This is a genomic window from Hyphomonas oceanitis, from assembly GCF_036964545.1.
Classification (GTDB): domain Bacteria; phylum Pseudomonadota; class Alphaproteobacteria; order Caulobacterales; family Hyphomonadaceae; genus Hyphomonas; species Hyphomonas oceanitis.
On the sequence record NZ_JBALTL010000001.1, the window covers coordinates 629,641 to 644,619 of the forward strand.

The window sequence follows — 14,979 nt, forward strand, 5'->3', positions numbered from 1 at the left end:
CGCAACCGCCTGAATGCCTAGCGCGCCACAGTCGGCGCGATGACGTCCACGAACGGCTTGCGGAGGATTTTCTTGTTACCTGCAAGCGCCGCAGCAGGCAGGGCCTTCAGTCGCTCGGCCTCGGCCATGGCTTCGGCCAACACCTGATCCGGCGCGACCGCCTTGTCGAGATAGCCGACAGTAACGGCCTCTTCCGGTGTGAACAGTGTGCCCATGATAACGGACTCTGTGAGATAGAGCGGGTTCAGCCGCGCCTTGCACAGCTCCAGCGCGAACACAGGCAGCACCATGCCGATCTGTGTCTCGTTGGCGCCGATCTTGTAGGGGCCGGTCGCGCCGATCCGCTTGTCGCAGCTGAGCAGGATGAAGCAGCCCATGGCGATACCGTGCCCGGTGCACGCCGCGACGACAGGCATGGGCAAGGTAAACAGGCGCAGGGCCAGCGCGCCGCCGCCATTGACGAGACTGCGCACTTCTTCAGGCGACGAGCCCATGATGGTCTTCAGATCAAAACCTGCGGAGAACCTGTCCGGTCGCCCCGTGATAACAACGGCCTTGGCCTCTTTCTCGGCCTGGTCGAGCGCAGCGTTCAGCGACTCCAGCATGGTGGGGCTGATGGCATTGGCCTTGCCATCATCCATGGTGATGATGGCGATGTCGTTCTCGATTTTGATCGTGGCGGTCATGAGGATCTCCCTGTTTGCGAAAGCTTAGGCCCGCCCTGCCCTTGCGGGAAGCAAGCCTGACGTTACGGGGGCTTCCAGAAAGCTCAGGCCCCGCCGAGGGCCACGCTGTATTGTTCATCGCGCTCAGATGCCAAACGGCTCCGGACGGTTTCTGCGTCATATCCGAATTCGGCAAGCGCCCGACCCGCCATCTGGAGGCCGGATTCGATCGCATCGGGAATGACATGGTTCGCACCGGCCTCGCGCAGCCGCGCAGCATGTTCATGGTCGCGCGCGCGGGCGACAATAGGCACATCCGGACGCAGCGTGCGGAAGGACCTCACCATGGCCTCGGCTGCTGCCACATCATCCACCGTCACGACAAACAGGCGCGCACCATCGGCACCCGCACTGTGGAGAATTTCAGGGCGGGCAGCATCGCCCAGGAAGACCTGCCAGCCGTCTTTGCGCTCTTTTGCAAGCCGCACGACGCTCCGCTCCAGCGCGACGATATCAGTCTCTTCCGTATCGAGGATATGAGCTACCGCCTGACCGACGCGGCCGAAACCCGCAATGATGACGTGCCCCTTCAGCTCGGAGAAATCCGCCTCAAGCGCGCCAGACGGCTCCCGCGTCGCCAGCCGGGACACCGCGAACGCTCCCACGCGGCCAAGAACCGGGATCAGCAGCATGGAGAGGCCTGCAACTGCAGCCAACATGCCGGACACATCCGCGTCCAGCACGCCAGCTGAACCGGCGGCGGCGATCACGACGAAAGCAAACTCGCCGGCCGGGGCCAGGAGGAAAGCCGCCTCGAGCGCGAGCAGCCTGTCACCGGCAAACAGCCGGCACGCGGCGAACACGATCAGGAACTTGACGAAGAGCAACGCCACCAGCCCGCCGAGGATTAGCCCCGGCCGGGTGACAAGGGACGGCAGGTCGAGCGCCATACCGACCGTCATGAAGAAAACGCCGAGCAGCAGCCCCTTGAACGGTTCGAGATCCACCTCTGTCTGGTGCTTGAACTCGGTCTCTCCAAGCAGCAATCCCGCAAGGAAGGCGCCGAGAGCCAGCGACAGACCTGCCGTGGCGGTGATGGTCGCGGCGCCCACGACGGTCAGCAGCGTCAGGGCCATCAGAAAGTCGCGCCCGCCCATCATGGCGGCGAGCCGAAACATGGGCCGCAGCGCAAACCTGCCGATCAGCATGATCAGCGCAATCGCCAGAAAGCCCTTCACCGCCGCCTCCAGCAGAGCCGCTGAGACGTTCGCGTTCTCGCCCACACTCATGAAACCAACAAAGATAAGGATCGGTGCGACGAGTATGTCCTGGAACAGGAGCACGCTGAGCGCCGCACGCCCGACAGGTCGGCTGGCGCGCTTCTGCTCGATCAGGATCTGCATGACGATTGCCGTCGAGGACAGCGCGAGCGCCAGGCCGCATATGATGGCCGCCTCCGCCGGTAACCCTGCGAAATAGACTACCGCGCCGATAGCAGCTGCGCTCAGCGCCGACTGGAGGCCCCCAGCCCCGAACACCGCGCGGCGGAGCGACCAGAGCTTTTCAAACGAGAATTCGAGGCCAAGGAGAAACAGGAGGAAAAGGATGCCCAATTCCGCAAAGGGCGCAGCCGCCTCTGGGTCCGACACGGACACATATTCCAGCAACGGCTGCACATGCGTAAGCGACCCGAGCGCATAGGGGCCGAGCGCCACCCCGGCCAGCATGAAGCCGACGACTGCCGGCAGGCGGAGATAGCGGAAAACCGGCACAACCACGCCAGCGGCAAACAGGAAGATCAGCGCATCCTTCACAAGAAGGTTATATCCGTGTCCGTCCATATCAGTTCCGCCGCGCGCGGAAGAATGCCTTTAGCTGGGCGCTCGCTGTCTCGCCTGCCGTCTCATCCTGCTCGACCGCTGGCCGCCAGTGGCAGGTCGGCTGCTCGAAGAAGCGGGCGCCGTGGATGACCGCCCCGCCTTTCGGATCGCAGGCCGCGAAGACCAGCTTGCCGATGCGGGCAAGGCTGATCGCCCCGGCGCACATGGCGCACGGCTCCAGCGTCACGTACATGTGCAAGTCGGTCAGGCGGTAGTTACCGAGTTTCGCGGCTGCCGCACGCAGGGCGACGATTTCCGCGTGCGCGGTCGGGTCATGCCCGCTGATCGGAGTATTGGCGCCTTCGGCAATGATCTCACCCGTCGCGGGATCCACAATCACTGCCCCCACAGGCACTTCGCCCGCTGCAGCCGCCAGTCCGGCCAGCTCCAGCGCACGCGCCATCGGGGAGAGGGTAGTTGTCATTCGCCTTGGATCGTCCCGAAAGCACAGGAAGTAAACCCGCAAGGGTATTATATTGCCTGACGGCTCACCCAGCCATCAATATGCTGTCGGCTGCGAAAACAGGAAAAGAAATATCGCGAGGATGATCCCAAAAACAAACACGGCGGGATTGAAGAATGAATTCCCAAGCACTGCCTGGATATAATCTTCCCCGGACTTGCCCTCAGCTCTGCGAAGCGCTGCGCTGTTGCGGGGGCTGCTGATCATTTGGGAGCGATTCAGGGCGATGATGACGAAACGAGCTGATGGAAACCATTTCAGGTATTTCGCCATCAGAAAGTGGATACCCAAGACCGTCGCGACGACACACAAGCCGACCCCAATAATCGCGGGCCAGCTGCCGAAAAAAGCTGCCGCCTTATATGCCGACGTCACGAAGAAGAATGAAACCAAGTTTGCCAGCATAACACCAAATCCCGCCAGCATTAGTGCAGGGGAAAGCATTCTTTCGCGAGTCATTGATTGGGCAGCAATGATGTCGGCCACATCCTCAGGTATTCCAGCGCTGATGAGTGCGGGCCTTAACTTTGGCTGGTTTTTCCGATAGCTGCCGAACACTCAGGATTCTCCTACCAACTCTCAGATCGGCTCAAGAATGCGCATCATTGCCGGACAGCACAAGGGCCGCGCCATCGCGGCGCCGAAAGGTCAGTCGACCTCAAAGCGGGTATCGTCAAGGCGCGGGTTGCGTCCCCTTGGGAGAGGAAGCTGAGGGATCTCCCTTCTTGAATTCCACGCGTACGGCCAGGAAGGGCCCGGTGCCCCGGTTCTCGACAGAGTGCAGGCCCTCGGGCGCGGCCATGACGGTCAGCGCGGCCGGCATGGCCGACGCTTCCTCCCGGCCGGTCTCCACCAGCTGGCCGTCCTGAAGCGCATAGGTGACATAGGTGATCGGCTGGGGCTGTTCAAAATACATGATGCTTGGCCACTGATGCTCGTGGACGGGCTCGGCAGCGCCGGGCGCGATGGAGACGCGGAGGACGCGGACCTCGTCATTCTCCAGCAGGATTTCGTGGCTGACCGGTGCGACGGCCACGGCGTCGTAGGCCGAGAGCGTGACCGGCAGCGGGGCAGTGTGGGCGCAGGCAGCAGCCGCTGGCACGAGCAGCGAGGCAGCGAGGAAATGACGAAACATCAAGGCCATGAGAAACTCCGGATTCCACAGGAGAGATCAGTCTAGCCGGTTTCGGAGGGCGCGTCGCGGGAAAGGATATGCCCTGCCCACGGCAATTGCCATCCCGAGGGGGCCGCCCTAGACGGTCGGGAGACCATACCGGAGCCGAACCCATGCGCATCATTGCCGGACAGCACAAGGGCCGCGCCATCGCGGCGCCAAAGGGCCAATCGACCCGTCCCACGGGCGACCGGGCGCGTGAAGCCGTGTTCAATCTCATCGCCCATGCGGCCTGGGCCCCGCCGATTGATGGCGCCCGCGTGCTCGACCTTTTTGCCGGGTCCGGCGCGCTCGGGCTGGAGGCCATGTCGCGCGGGGCAGCGTTCTGCGTGTTCGTCGAAACCGATGCGGGCGCGCGCGGCACGATCCGCACCAATTGCGAGACGCTCGGCCTGTTCGGCACAACCAGTATCCAGCGCCGCTCCGCAACCGATCTTGGGCCCATCCCGGCCGGCGTCGGCGCGCCGTTCACAATCGCCTTCCTCGACCCGCCCTATAACAAGGGTCTCGTCGAACCGGCGCTGGACCAGCTCGCCAAGGGTGGCTGGCTGACCGATGACGCCATCGCGATTGTCGAAACGGCTGCAGACGAGATGCTGGCCTTTACTGGTTGGGAAATACTCGACGCGCGCACCTATGGCGCCGCCAAGGTCAGCTTCCTGCGGCGCGCCTAGATATCCAGGAACTCTTTCCTGAGGTCGATATTGGACGTCTTGGTGCCAACATGATGGGAGTCCTCGGTCAGCCATTGGTCTGCTGCCGCACGGCCAAGGTCGCGCAATTTGGTCAGGAAATCCCAGCTCGTGTCATACTTGCTGCTGAGATCAAAGGCGAGCAGGTCCTTGCCGCCGCGAATGGCATGGATGTTCAGACGGCGGTATTTCTTGATGACCGCTTCCTTCAGCATGCCATCATCGATCAAGTGCTGCACGAAAGCGATGGCGCGTAGTTCGCCGATCAGTGACGCGTTGAAACTGATCTCGTTGATGCGTTCGGAAATCTCCCCCGCGCGCTTTGGCACGCCCGGCCGTGCCAGCGGATTGAGCATCACGAGGAGAACATCGCGCGGTGCGCCTGAATAGATCAGCGGAAAGAGGCTCGGATTGCCCATATAGCCGCCATCCCAATAGGGGTTGCCGTCCACCTCAACCGCCTGGAACACCTGCGGCAGGCAGGCCGAGGCGAGCACGGTGTCAGCGGTGATCATCGTGCGATCGAACACTTTCACCCGGCCGCTTTCCACATTGGTGGCCGACAGGAAGAGCTTGATGCCGGACGCGTGGATGGCGTCGAAATCAATCTCGTCCTCGATGATCTTGCGCAACGGGTTCAGATTGAACGGATTGAGATCATAAGGGCTGGCGAGGCTCTGCAGCGCGCTGGCATAGGCAAAGGCCATAGCGCCCCAGGTTCCGAACGGCGCCATGCCGGAACCGGAGCGCGACACGCTGCGCCAGACCGATTCGAGGCTCGCTTTCGCGCCATCTGCGCCGTCCCTGGCGAAACCCGAGGCCCAGGCCACGGCGTTCACCGCACCCGCCGATGTGGCCGAAATGCCGGCGAGGTCTAGATCGGGCTCCTCTGTCAGTCGGTCGAGCACGCCCCAGGTATAAGCCCCGTGCGAACCGCCGCCCTGTAGGGCGAGACTGATGGACCGACGCTTAGGTGGCTTTGCCATATCGGAATCCTTGCTAAGAGTTCGACCTAACCCGCAAAGGTATAGGATTGATGACCCCTGAGAGCCCGTCCGCCGTCATGCGCCCCGTTCCTGCTGTGGGAACAGCCTGTTTTCGCGGTGATGACGTGCTTTTGATCAGGCGCGGCACCAAGCCCTTGGCCGGCGACTGGTCCATTCCGGGCGGAAAGCTGGAATTCGGCGAAAGCCTGGCCGCCGGCGCCCTGCGCGAACTGCACGAAGAAACAGGCGTCACCGCGCGCATCGTCGGCCTTGTTGACGTGATCGATGCCATATTCACGTCCCGGCGAAGCGGCGAGACCGCCCGGCACTATGTCCTGTTTGACTATGCCGCCGTCTGGGAGGCCGGTGAGCCGCTGGGAGGCGACGATGCTGCCCATGCCGAATGGATCTCGCCGGACCGGCTGGATGCGCTTGGCCTCTGGGATGAGACAAGGCGCATCATCGAAGCCGCAAGGGCGCTCGTGGGGAACAGCTCAATTATCGCTTGACCCTCCGCAGGGTCAGCTATGTGTTGTCGCCAAAACAATCCCTGAGGAGACACCTATGACCTATGCACCCTTCGACCTGACCGGAAAAACCTGCCTTGTGACGGGCGGCAACAGGGGCATCGGGCTTGGCATGGCCGAAGCGCTCGCGGCCTCGAATGCCGATGTCGCCATCTGGGGCCGCAAGGCAGACGCCAACAAGGAAGCCGTCGCGAAGCTGGAGAAACTGGGCACAGGACGTGTCGCGGCATGGGAGGTGGATGTCGGCGAAGAAGATCAGGTCGTGAAGGCCATGGCCGATACCGAAGCCCATTTCGGCCGCATCGACACCTGTATCGCCAATGCCGGTGTCGGCCGGGGCGCCAGCAGTTTCGAGGAAATGACGCTGGAAACCTGGCGCTTCAATCACCGAATCAACATGGAAGGCGCCTTCTTCACACTGCGCGAAGCGGCGAAATCCATGGTCAAGCGCGCCAAGGCGGGCGATCCGGGCGGCTCACTGGTCGGCACTGCGTCGCTGGCCGGTATCGAAGGCGCTGGCCGGAACCAGGCCTATGCCTCCACCAAGGGCGGCCTGATCTCGATGATGAAAGCCATCGCCGTCGAATATGGCCGCTACAATATCCGCAGCAACTCTATACTGCCGGGCTGGATCGCCACCGACATGACCGAAGCGGCCCAGGACAATGACACGTTCACAACGAAGGTGATCTCGCGCGTCCCGATCCGCCGTTGGGGCGAGCCTGAGGATTTCGGCGGCATGGCCGTCTATCTCGCGTCTGACGCCTCAGCCTATCATTCCGGCACCACACAGATCATCGATGGCGGCTATTCCGTCTTCTAGGCCGGGCAACATACAGGCATGAAAAAAGGGCCGCTCCGGAAACGGAACGGCCCTTGTTCAGCTCGGCTGGTGCCGAAGCCTATTCTTGTGGCTCTTCAGTCACTTCGTCTGCAGCTTCGTCCGCAGCTTCTGCAACGTCGTCAGCAGCGGCGTCGAGCGAGTCAGCAGCGTCGTCGAGGGCTTCGTCAGCAGCGTCGAGCGAGTCGGAAGCGACTTCGGCCGTTGCGTCAGCAGCAGCTTCTGTTGCGTCAGCAGCGGCTTCAACAGCTTCCGAAGCGGATTCGACAGCGGCTTCAGCGGCAGGTGCGGCTTCTTCTTTCGGGCTGCAGGCGGCGAGTGCCAGCGCAGCAGCGCCGATGATCATGATGTTCTTCATTGTGTTACCCCTGTTGTTGGTCAGATGACCGGGGAGGCCCATAGCACTTCTCGGTCATTACTAAAAGTTCATTTTATCATTCAGTCGTGTCGTTCCGACTGTTGGTTCCTTATAAAGGAAAAAGCCCTTTCCCGGTAGGGAAAGGGCGAATTCCGGCAGAATGGCCGTTATTCGGCATCCGGTGTGGACACTTCAGTGTCAGCTTCTGCATCAGCTTCGACTTCTGCTTCTGCATCAGCTTCGTCTTCTACAACAACTTCGCCTTCGGCGTCGCCTTGAGCTTCGACAGTAACTTCAGCGTCGTCATCAACCACAACTTCTGCAGTCGTGTCAGCGTCTTCAACGACAGTGACATCAACGTCAGGCGTAACGGTGACTTCTTCTGTTGGGCCCATAGCAAAGGCACCACCAGCGAACAGAGCTGCAACGGCAGCGCTTGCAAAAAGTTTCGTCATAGGAGCTTCCCCTCATCTTGACTTATTCACGCCGAGTGGACGATTCCCTCGGCTTGAGGTGGTATTTGACTGCAGATCGCGGCGGGAATGGGGCAGACTGTAGGCGATTGTGTCCATGCGGAAGCAGAATTGCCCCTCTTGCGTTGACGCGGGGGCGGCCATTTAGCGTCCACAATACAAAATCCATTACAGAAAGGACGCCTTCCCGATGGCCCTGAAAACCGCACTGACAGAACTGCTGAAAGTTGAACATCCGATCATGCTGGCAGGCATGGGCGGCGTCTCCTATGCCGAAGTCTGCGCCGCCATGTGCAATGCAGGCGGATACGGGGTGCTAGGTATGGCTGGCACCGGACCGGACTTCATCGCCGGACAGATGAAGCGCGTGCGGGAGCTGACTGACAAGCCGTTCGGCGTCGACCTTCTGGCGGCCAGCCCGGAAAGTCTTGAGGAATCCGTCGATGTCATCATCAAGGGCGGCGCTGATTCCTTCGTCGCCGGTCTTGGCGTGCCGATGCCGATCATGAAGCGCCTCAAGGATGCCGGCGTGAAGGTCATGGTTGTTGGCGGCGCCGTGAAGCATGCCATCAAGGCTGAGCAGGCGGGCTGTGATGCCGTCATCCTCCAGGGTGGCGAAGGCGGTGGCCATACCGGCCTCGTCGGAACGATGCCGCTCGTCGCGCAGGCCGTGGAGGCGGTAAAGATCCCGGTCATTGCCGCTGGCGGCATTTATGACGGCCGTGGCCTCGCCGCCGCCCTCGCGCTCGGCGCCTGCGGCGTCTGGATGGGCACGCGCTTCATCGCTTCCGAAGAGGCTCACGCCGCCAACATGTACAAGCAGGCCGTGGTCGGCGCAGGCGATACGGACACGACCCGCACGCGCTGCTATTCCGGCAAGCCAATGCGTTGCCGCACGAACGACTACATCAATGACTGGGAATCACGCCCGGAAGACATCCAGCCCTTCCCGCACCAGGCCATCCACTCCACGAAGACCGGTGTGATCGGCGGTATTGGCGGCATTGTCGACGAAGCAAAACTCAATCAGGACACGTCCTGTTTCGCCATGGGCCAGTCGGCTGGAGGCGTGCACGAAGTCAAGCCGGTCGCGGGAATCGTGGCCGACATCATGCGCGATGCCGAGGCCGCCATCGCGCGGATGTCCGGCATGCGCACCAAAACAAGCGCCTGATTAAATGGCCGCTTCCGAGGCCTCGGGTGCTCCGTCGCCATCGCCTGACGCTGGCTTGAACGAAACCCGCACAAGCGCCTTGGACGACAAGCCACCGATAAAGGCGTCGCCCTTCCAGTCTGCAAATGCGTCGCCATTATAAAACATCAGGCCCGCAGGGCTGATGGCTGGCACCCAGGCAACCGCCGGGGCCTCGAAGATCGGCATGCTCGCATGGCTCGGAATCTTCGTTCCATTATAATGTTCGCCTTCGGAGACAAACGGATAGCCATAATTCTTTGACCGGACGATCAGGTTCAGCTCGTCACCGCCCTTCGGCCCCATCTCCTGTTCCCACAGGCGCCCTTCGCTGTCGAATGCAATGCCGAGCGGATTGCGATGGCCAAGCGTCCAGACCTGGTCGGCCGCCGCGCCGTTGCCATAGAACGGATTATCCTCCGGCACGCTGCCATCCTGGTTGATGCGGATGATCTTGCCGAGATTCATGGCCATGTTCTGGGCCGGATTGAATTTCTGCCGCTCGCCGGAACTGATGAACAGATGCCCATCAGGCGAGACAGCGAGCCTGTGGCCATAATGGCCATTGCCCTCCACCTTGGGCGACTGACGCCAGATGACTTCGCGTTCCGACAGCGCCCCGCCTGTCTCCGTCACAGTCAGGGTCGCACGCTCCACAGCTGCGCCGCTCAGATTGTCATCATCTGCGTCGCGTTCGACATAGGAGAGGAACACCGTGCCATTCTCGGCGAAATCAGGATGCAGGATAAAGTCACCCATCCCGCCCTGCCCGCGCGGATCAACTGCCGGCGCATTGGAGAGTTTACCGAGCTTCTTTCCCTCGGTTGAGAGGAGCCAAATGTCGCCTTTCTTCTCTGTGACGACAGCGCGGCCATCCGGCAGAAACGTCATTGCCCATGCACTCCCGAATGTTTCCAGAGGCTTTGCCGACAGTTTCATGCCATCCGTACCCGTAATAACTTGCGCGGCCGCATCCTGTGCCTGCGTGCCGCCCTGCGCCGAAGCGCAATGGCAGAGGACGAGTGTGGAAGCGATTGCGCCGAGCGCGCGCGTGAAGTGATGGGACATGGTTTCTCCTTTTAACCTGGTTACGCGCCTCTTTTCCGGGCGCCTCGCAGGAAGGGGTCCTGCGCCTGCAGCTTGATTATCATCGTCGAAAGCGGGCTGCCTGTCGGAACAAGTCCTGCCCCTGCCGGTTGTTCCGACATAGTCCAATTACAGGAGACATCCATGCCCAGCCAAAAAGAAATTGAACAGAAACTCTGGTCCGAACTCAAGTCAGACCGCACCCTCATGCTTGGTCTTGAAAGCGGGGCCGGCGGCGCAACCCAGCCGATGACGGCGATCCTCGAAGACGATGACCGCGGCCCCGTCTGGATCTTTTCCTCAAGTGACGTGGATCTTGTTCAGGCCCTTGGCGTCGGCCCATCGGCGGCCGTCGCGCAATTTGTCTCCAAAGGGCACGGTCTCTTTGCCTCGCTCCATGGCCAGCTTCAGCTCCAGAACGATCAGGCCACCATTGAACGGCTTTGGAATCCGTTCATCGCCGCTTGGTTTGACGGCAAGGACGATCCGAAAATCCGCCTCATGCGGCTTGACCTCGACCATGCCCATGTCTGGCTCAACGAGAACAGCATGTTTGCAGGCATCAAGATGCTGTTCGGCAGCGACCCGAAGAAAGACTACAAGGACAAGACGGCCGATATCGCCCTTTAGGCCTCAGGCAAATTCAGCCCTGTCGATCAGATGCTTCAGCGGTTCGCCGTTGAAGTATCTGTGCAGGTTTTCAATAAATGTGTCGTCGGCGCCGATGACTGTCCCGTGCGTTTGCGGGCTGTCATGCGGCGTCAGCGTTATTTTTGGATGCGTCCAGAGCGGATTGTCCTGCGGCAGCGGCTCTTCGGACGCGACGTCCAGCGCCGCGTGTCCGGGCCGCCCGGCATCGAGCGCCGCCAGCAGGTCCGGCTCGTTCACCAGGGCCCCGCGCCCAAGGTTCATGAACAGTGCATCGGGTTTCATCGCGGCGAAAAAGTCCGCATTGGCCATCCCTTCTGTCTCAGGTGTGTGCGGGACGCAGACAAGAACCACATCGGCGCCCGGCAACTCGGCCATTACATAATCGGGATGCACGATCCGGTCAGCGCCTTCGACCAGGCCCTGAGAGCGTTTCACTCCCGTCACCTGACCGCCCAGCGCCATCACGCGCCGCCCGGTTGACGATCCAATCGACCCAAACCCCACAATCAGCCATTTCGACCCGCGAATCTCACGCGAATCGAGCCGGTCCCACACACCCGCCGCCTGCTGCGCCCGGTGCTTCGGCCCGTGCCGGAAATAGTCCAGCGCCTGCCACAGGGCCCATTCGGACATGGCCTCCGATTGCGTATGATTGGTCGTGTACTTGTTGGCCGCCTTGCCAATCATCACGAGCGCCGGATTTTCGATACCCGCTGCCGCTGACTGGAACCAGTCAAGCCGCCCGCCACCAACAACAGCCATCATGAATGTGCGCACATGCGGCCCCCAGAAGGCGTCGGCCGTGCCAAACACAATCTCGGGTTTGGGCTCTGTCACCGTCTCCCCAGTGGATGCCTTGGAGAAGACACCATTATCGTCCATGACGATCATATTGAGTTTATCTTCCAGGCCCTTGAGCCGTGGAGCGATGCGCGCGAAGGTCTTCGCATGAACAAGACAGTCTTTCATGGCGCCCTGCTTAGCGCGCTCCTGCTTGCGGGCGCAAGCAATGCCTCGGCCCAGTCGGGCATTCCCTTGCGTGGCCCTGACTATTTCCGCGATGCATCAGAGCTCGCAGCAACGCTTGGATCGGCCCACGCCATCCGCGTGCGCTGCAATGGCCGCGAAGACCAGTACTGGCGCCGCTACATGGCGGACCTCCTGCGCTATGAAGCGCCGGAGAAAGGCAATTTGCGCTCCTCCCTCGTGCAGGGTTTCAATAATGCCTATACCCGCACCAGCGCCCAATACCTTTCCTGCGACAACCGCGCGATTGAGGCCGAGGCCCGTTTCGCCCGTGATGGCCAGGACATCTCCGGGCGCATGGCGACCCACTATTTTCCCAAGGACACCCGCAAGCGAGGACCGAACTGATGATGAAATGGCTGATGGCAGGCGCAGCAGCACTGCTGGCGAGTTCATGCACCGCGCTCACCCCTGCCCCGCTGGAGAATGACGCGGCCCCCTTCGATGCCGCCGCCAAACCCGGCCCCGGTGATCGCATGCCCTCCGGGCGCGTGCTGGGCGTGCGTTCGGCTGTGGTTGCGCCGCATGCCGCGGCTGCAACGGCCCACCCGCTCGCCACCCAGACAGCGCTTGACGTGATGAAGGCCGGCGGCAATGCCATGGACGCCGCCATTGCCGCGAACGCCATGCTTGGCCTCGTCGAGCCCACCGCCAACGGCATTGGCGGCGACCTTTTCGCCATTGTCTGGGATCCGCAGACAAAGCAGCTCTACGGTTATAACGGCTCGGGCCGCTCCGCCATGGGTGCAACACTCGCCGACATGCAGGCCAAGGCCGACAAATATATGGACGGCAAGGAAATCCCGCCCTTCGGCACGGCGCCCGTCACGGTGCCCGGCACGGTCGACGCCTGGTATGCGCTGCACGAGAAATTCGGCAGCCGCCCGATGCTGGCAAACCTTGAGCCCGCCATCCGCTATGCTCGTGACGGCGCGCCGATCCCGGAAGTCATCTCCTATTACTGGAGCTTCGGCCCGAAACGCTTCGAACCCGCTCACGAAAGCGGCATGCTCGAAGAATACGACAATGCGAAGAAAACCTATTTCTCGCCCCAGCCCCATGAAGGCAGCCTGTTCACCAACCCGGACCTTGCCGACACGCTGGAGCGTATCGGCCAGAAGGGCCGCGACGAGTTCTACAAGGGCGAAACCGCCAAGACGATGGATGCCTATTTCAAGCGCATCGGCGGCCCGCTGCGCTATGAGGATTTCGCCAGCCATACCGGCGAATTCGTCGAGCCGGTCTGCGTCACCTATCGCGCCGACTACAAGGTCTGCGAACTGCCCCCCGCCACGCAGGGCATCACTGCGCTGCAAATGCTGAAAATGCTGGAGAAGTTCGATCTGAAAGCCATGGGCTATGGCTCGGCCGATTCCCTGATGGCCCAGATCGAGGCCAAACGCATCGCCTTTGCCGACCGCGCCCATTATTTCGCTGACCCGAGATTCTCCCGCATCAAGGAAGATGCCTTCCTGAAAGCCAACAGGCTCGACCGGCAGGCCGCGAGCATCAAGCTCGACAAGGCGATGGACCGCGTCCCGAACTTCGCCTTCGGCGATGTCGAGGCCTCAATCACGCCAGAAGCCGCCGCCGAAGCCGATGCCAAGCTGAAACAGGGCGACACGACCTACCTGACCGTCACTGACAATGACGGTATGATGGTCTCGCTGATCCAGTCCAACTATCGCGGCATGGGCTCGGGTCTCGTCGCGGACGGGCTCGGCTTCATGTTCCAGGATCGCGGCCAACTCTTCAGCCTCGACCCGAACCATCCCAACGTGTTCGAGCCCGGCAAGCGCCCCTTCCACACGATCATCCCGGCCTTCGCGTTCAAGAAGGACAAGCCGTCCTGCCAGACGCGCGCCATGCCCATCGATCAGGCCTGCCCGTTCGAGCCCTGGCTCAGCTTCGGCCTGATGGGCGGCGGCATGCAGCCTCAGGGCCACGTCCAGATCATCCTGAACCTCGTCGATTTCGACATGGGTCTGCAGGAAGCCGGCGACGCGGCCCGCTGGGAACATGTCGGCGGATGTGAGCCGACCAATGTCTATAGCGGAGACCCATGCGAAGCAGATAAAGGCGTCGTCCAACTTGAAAGCGGCATACCGCCTGCCGCCCGCGCCGAACTCGAACGCCGTGGCCAAACCGTCGAATGCTGCGCGGCCAATGCCGGCGGCTACCAGGCCATCATACGCGACTTCGACAGCGGCGCCTGGATCGCCGCCACCGAAATGCGCAAGGATGGCGTTGCTGATGGCTACTAAAGGGGCGGAATTCCCACCCGAAGCCCCCCGCGACTGCCCGCTATGCCCCCGTCTCGTGACCTACCGCGAGGCCGTGGCAGCGCGCGAACCCAGCTGGTTCAATGGCGCGGTGCCAAGCTTCGGAGACGAAACGGCCCGTCTCCTTGTCGTCGGCCTTGCCCCCGGCGTGACCGGAGCCAACCGCACAGGCCGCCCCTTCACGGGCGACTGGGCGGGCGATCTCCTCTATGCGACTCTGGAAAAATTCGGTTTTTCTTCAGGGACTTACGCGGCAGACCCCGAAGACGGCCTCAAGCTCAAAAAGGCCATGATCACCAATGCGGTACGCTGCGTACCACCTGAGAACAAGCCGGTCGGCGCCGAGATAAACACCTGCCGCCCCTTCCTTCAGTCGCGCATCAAGGCCCTGCCCCATCTCAAGGTCCTGCTCTGCCTCGGCAAGATCAGCCACGACTCCACGGTCCGCACGCTGGGCCTGAAACTCGCCGCCCACCCGTTCGGCCACAATACCCGCTATGAGGTAGAGTTCGAGGGTCGTCCCCTCACCTTGCTCTCCAGCTACCATTGCAGCCGCTACAACACGAATACCGGCCGCCTGACGGCCGAAATGTTCGAAGACGTGTTCGCCGTGGCGCGTGAAGTCATCGGCTAAGCCCACGCGACACTCGCTTGCACGATATGCAACAACCTATAAGGTAGCT

Annotated in this window: 18 protein-coding genes; 8 read left to right on the forward strand and 10 right to left on the reverse strand. The window is 61.8% G+C overall.

From position 1 onward, the window contains the following. Positions 1–17 precede the first annotated feature (17 nt). The 5 genes from V7651_RS03165 to V7651_RS03185 all read right to left on the reverse strand — a co-directional run bounded on the left by V7651_RS03165 (position 18) and on the right by V7651_RS03185 (position 4,152). On the reverse strand, positions 18–686 hold the full coding sequence (locus tag V7651_RS03165; RefSeq protein WP_335612125.1) for a crotonase/enoyl-CoA hydratase family protein: 669 nt from the start codon (positions 684–686) through the stop codon (positions 18–20). 83 nt (positions 687–769) lie between these two features. Then, a complete protein-coding gene (locus V7651_RS03170) occupies positions 770–2,506 on the reverse strand; it encodes a cation:proton antiporter domain-containing protein (RefSeq protein ID WP_335612126.1) in 1,737 nt (578 codons plus the stop codon). A gap of 1 nt (position 2,507) precedes the next feature. Then, a complete protein-coding gene (locus tag V7651_RS03175; RefSeq protein ID WP_335612127.1) occupies positions 2,508–2,969 on the reverse strand; it encodes a nucleoside deaminase in 462 nt (153 codons plus the stop codon). A 75-nt stretch (positions 2,970–3,044) separates the two neighbouring features. Next, positions 3,045–3,566: a hypothetical protein gene (locus tag V7651_RS03180; RefSeq protein WP_335612128.1), complete on the reverse strand. Its 522-nt coding sequence runs from the start codon at positions 3,564–3,566 to the stop codon at positions 3,045–3,047. Positions 3,567–3,681: 115 nt separating this feature from the next. Beyond that, positions 3,682–4,152: a cupin domain-containing protein gene (locus V7651_RS03185; protein WP_335612129.1), complete on the reverse strand. Its 471-nt coding sequence runs from the start codon at positions 4,150–4,152 to the stop codon at positions 3,682–3,684. 143 nt (positions 4,153–4,295) lie between these two features. On the opposite strand from V7651_RS03185, the gene rsmD reads away from it, so the two are divergent. Further along, the gene (rsmD, locus tag V7651_RS03190) at positions 4,296–4,856 is read left to right on the forward strand and encodes a 16S rRNA (guanine(966)-N(2))-methyltransferase RsmD (protein WP_035535536.1); all 561 of its coding nucleotides are present in this window, start codon (positions 4,296–4,298) and stop codon (positions 4,854–4,856) included. On the opposite strand, the gene V7651_RS03195 is transcribed toward rsmD, so the two are convergent. Next, positions 4,853–5,860 carry a patatin-like phospholipase family protein gene (locus tag V7651_RS03195; protein ID WP_035535533.1) on the reverse strand — a complete coding sequence of 336 codons (1,008 nt, stop codon included), beginning with the start codon at positions 5,858–5,860 and terminating at the stop codon, positions 4,853–4,855. The genes rsmD and V7651_RS03195 overlap by 4 nt on opposite strands. A gap of 50 nt (positions 5,861–5,910) precedes the next feature. On the opposite strand from V7651_RS03195, the gene V7651_RS03200 reads away from it, so the two are divergent. Both V7651_RS03200 and V7651_RS03205 read left to right on the forward strand, forming a co-directional pair. Further along, a complete protein-coding gene (locus V7651_RS03200; protein ID WP_084146091.1) occupies positions 5,911–6,369 on the forward strand; it encodes an NUDIX hydrolase in 459 nt (152 codons plus the stop codon). Positions 6,370–6,424: 55 nt separating this feature from the next. Then, complete coding sequence (locus tag V7651_RS03205) at positions 6,425–7,210, forward strand: SDR family NAD(P)-dependent oxidoreductase (RefSeq protein WP_035535528.1); 786 nt, start codon at positions 6,425–6,427, stop codon at positions 7,208–7,210. A 79-nt stretch (positions 7,211–7,289) separates the two neighbouring features. On the opposite strand, the gene V7651_RS03210 is transcribed toward V7651_RS03205, so the two are convergent. Together V7651_RS03210 and V7651_RS03215 are read right to left on the reverse strand one after the other, a co-directional pair. After that, positions 7,290–7,586 carry a hypothetical protein gene (locus V7651_RS03210; protein WP_335592187.1) on the reverse strand — a complete coding sequence of 99 codons (297 nt, stop codon included), beginning with the start codon at positions 7,584–7,586 and terminating at the stop codon, positions 7,290–7,292. 167 nt (positions 7,587–7,753) lie between these two features. Then, positions 7,754–8,041 (reverse strand): hypothetical protein, encoded by a 288-nt coding sequence (locus tag V7651_RS03215; RefSeq protein ID WP_335612130.1) that lies wholly within the window; start codon positions 8,039–8,041, stop codon positions 7,754–7,756. Positions 8,042–8,249: 208 nt separating this feature from the next. On the opposite strand from V7651_RS03215, the gene V7651_RS03220 reads away from it, so the two are divergent. Continuing rightward, on the forward strand, positions 8,250–9,233 hold the full coding sequence (locus V7651_RS03220) for an NAD(P)H-dependent flavin oxidoreductase (RefSeq protein WP_335612131.1): 984 nt from the start codon (positions 8,250–8,252) through the stop codon (positions 9,231–9,233). On the opposite strand, the gene V7651_RS03225 is transcribed toward V7651_RS03220, so the two are convergent. After that, positions 9,234–10,319 carry a PQQ-dependent sugar dehydrogenase gene (locus tag V7651_RS03225; RefSeq protein ID WP_335612132.1) on the reverse strand — a complete coding sequence of 362 codons (1,086 nt, stop codon included), beginning with the start codon at positions 10,317–10,319 and terminating at the stop codon, positions 9,234–9,236. It abuts the gene before it with no gap. 162 nt (positions 10,320–10,481) lie between these two features. Here V7651_RS03225 and V7651_RS03230 point away from each other — a divergent pair, with 162 nt between their 5' ends. Then, positions 10,482–10,967, forward strand: coding sequence for a pyridoxamine 5'-phosphate oxidase family protein (locus V7651_RS03230; RefSeq protein WP_335612133.1), 486 nt, complete (start codon positions 10,482–10,484; stop codon positions 10,965–10,967). A gap of 3 nt (positions 10,968–10,970) precedes the next feature. On the opposite strand, the gene V7651_RS03235 is transcribed toward V7651_RS03230, so the two are convergent. After that, positions 10,971–11,957: a D-2-hydroxyacid dehydrogenase gene (locus V7651_RS03235; RefSeq protein ID WP_335612134.1), complete on the reverse strand. Its 987-nt coding sequence runs from the start codon at positions 11,955–11,957 to the stop codon at positions 10,971–10,973. Between V7651_RS03235 and V7651_RS03240 the strand changes: the two genes are divergently transcribed. Genes V7651_RS03240 through V7651_RS03250 form a run of 3 tightly spaced genes read left to right on the forward strand, consistent with a single transcriptional unit; the run spans position 11,937 to position 14,930 of the window. Beyond that, entirely contained in the window at positions 11,937–12,362 is a 426-nt protein-coding gene (locus V7651_RS03240) for a TIGR02301 family protein (protein WP_051614532.1), read from the forward strand. The two genes, V7651_RS03235 and V7651_RS03240, sit on opposite strands and share 21 nt — an antisense overlap. Then, the gene (locus tag V7651_RS03245) at positions 12,362–14,278 is read left to right on the forward strand and encodes a gamma-glutamyltransferase family protein (protein ID WP_335612135.1); all 1,917 of its coding nucleotides are present in this window, start codon (positions 12,362–12,364) and stop codon (positions 14,276–14,278) included. The genes V7651_RS03240 and V7651_RS03245 overlap by 1 nt, the downstream gene beginning before the upstream one ends. After that, the gene (locus V7651_RS03250) at positions 14,268–14,930 is read left to right on the forward strand and encodes a uracil-DNA glycosylase (protein ID WP_335612136.1); all 663 of its coding nucleotides are present in this window, start codon (positions 14,268–14,270) and stop codon (positions 14,928–14,930) included. The genes V7651_RS03245 and V7651_RS03250 overlap by 11 nt, the downstream gene beginning before the upstream one ends. Positions 14,931–14,979 lie beyond the last annotated feature (49 nt).

Coding starts and splice junctions, on each gene's coding strand:
- V7651_RS03165 (WP_335612125.1), bottom strand. CDS start 686: ATGACCGCCACGATCAAAATCGAGAACGACATCGCCATCATCACCATG.
- V7651_RS03170 (WP_335612126.1), bottom strand. CDS start 2,506: ATGGACGGACACGGATATAACCTTCTTGTGAAGGATGCGCTGATCTTC.
- V7651_RS03175 (WP_335612127.1), bottom strand. CDS start 2,969: ATGACAACTACCCTCTCCCCGATGGCGCGTGCGCTGGAGCTGGCCGGA.
- V7651_RS03185 (WP_335612129.1), bottom strand. CDS start 4,152: ATGGCCTTGATGTTTCGTCATTTCCTCGCTGCCTCGCTGCTCGTGCCA.
- rsmD (WP_035535536.1), top strand. CDS start 4,296: ATGCGCATCATTGCCGGACAGCACAAGGGCCGCGCCATCGCGGCGCCA.
- V7651_RS03195 (WP_035535533.1), bottom strand. CDS start 5,860: ATGGCAAAGCCACCTAAGCGTCGGTCCATCAGTCTCGCCCTACAGGGC.
- V7651_RS03200 (WP_084146091.1), top strand. CDS start 5,911: ATGACCCCTGAGAGCCCGTCCGCCGTCATGCGCCCCGTTCCTGCTGTG.
- V7651_RS03205 (WP_035535528.1), top strand. CDS start 6,425: ATGACCTATGCACCCTTCGACCTGACCGGAAAAACCTGCCTTGTGACG.
- V7651_RS03210 (WP_335592187.1), bottom strand. CDS start 7,586: ATGAAGAACATCATGATCATCGGCGCTGCTGCGCTGGCACTCGCCGCC.
- V7651_RS03215 (WP_335612130.1), bottom strand. CDS start 8,041: ATGACGAAACTTTTTGCAAGCGCTGCCGTTGCAGCTCTGTTCGCTGGT.
- V7651_RS03220 (WP_335612131.1), top strand. CDS start 8,250: ATGGCCCTGAAAACCGCACTGACAGAACTGCTGAAAGTTGAACATCCG.
- V7651_RS03225 (WP_335612132.1), bottom strand. CDS start 10,319: ATGTCCCATCACTTCACGCGCGCGCTCGGCGCAATCGCTTCCACACTC.
- V7651_RS03230 (WP_335612133.1), top strand. CDS start 10,482: ATGCCCAGCCAAAAAGAAATTGAACAGAAACTCTGGTCCGAACTCAAG.
- V7651_RS03240 (WP_051614532.1), top strand. CDS start 11,937: ATGAACAAGACAGTCTTTCATGGCGCCCTGCTTAGCGCGCTCCTGCTT.
- V7651_RS03235 (WP_335612134.1), bottom strand. CDS start 11,957: ATGAAAGACTGTCTTGTTCATGCGAAGACCTTCGCGCGCATCGCTCCA.
- V7651_RS03245 (WP_335612135.1), top strand. CDS start 12,362: ATGATGAAATGGCTGATGGCAGGCGCAGCAGCACTGCTGGCGAGTTCA.
- V7651_RS03250 (WP_335612136.1), top strand. CDS start 14,268: ATGGCTACTAAAGGGGCGGAATTCCCACCCGAAGCCCCCCGCGACTGC.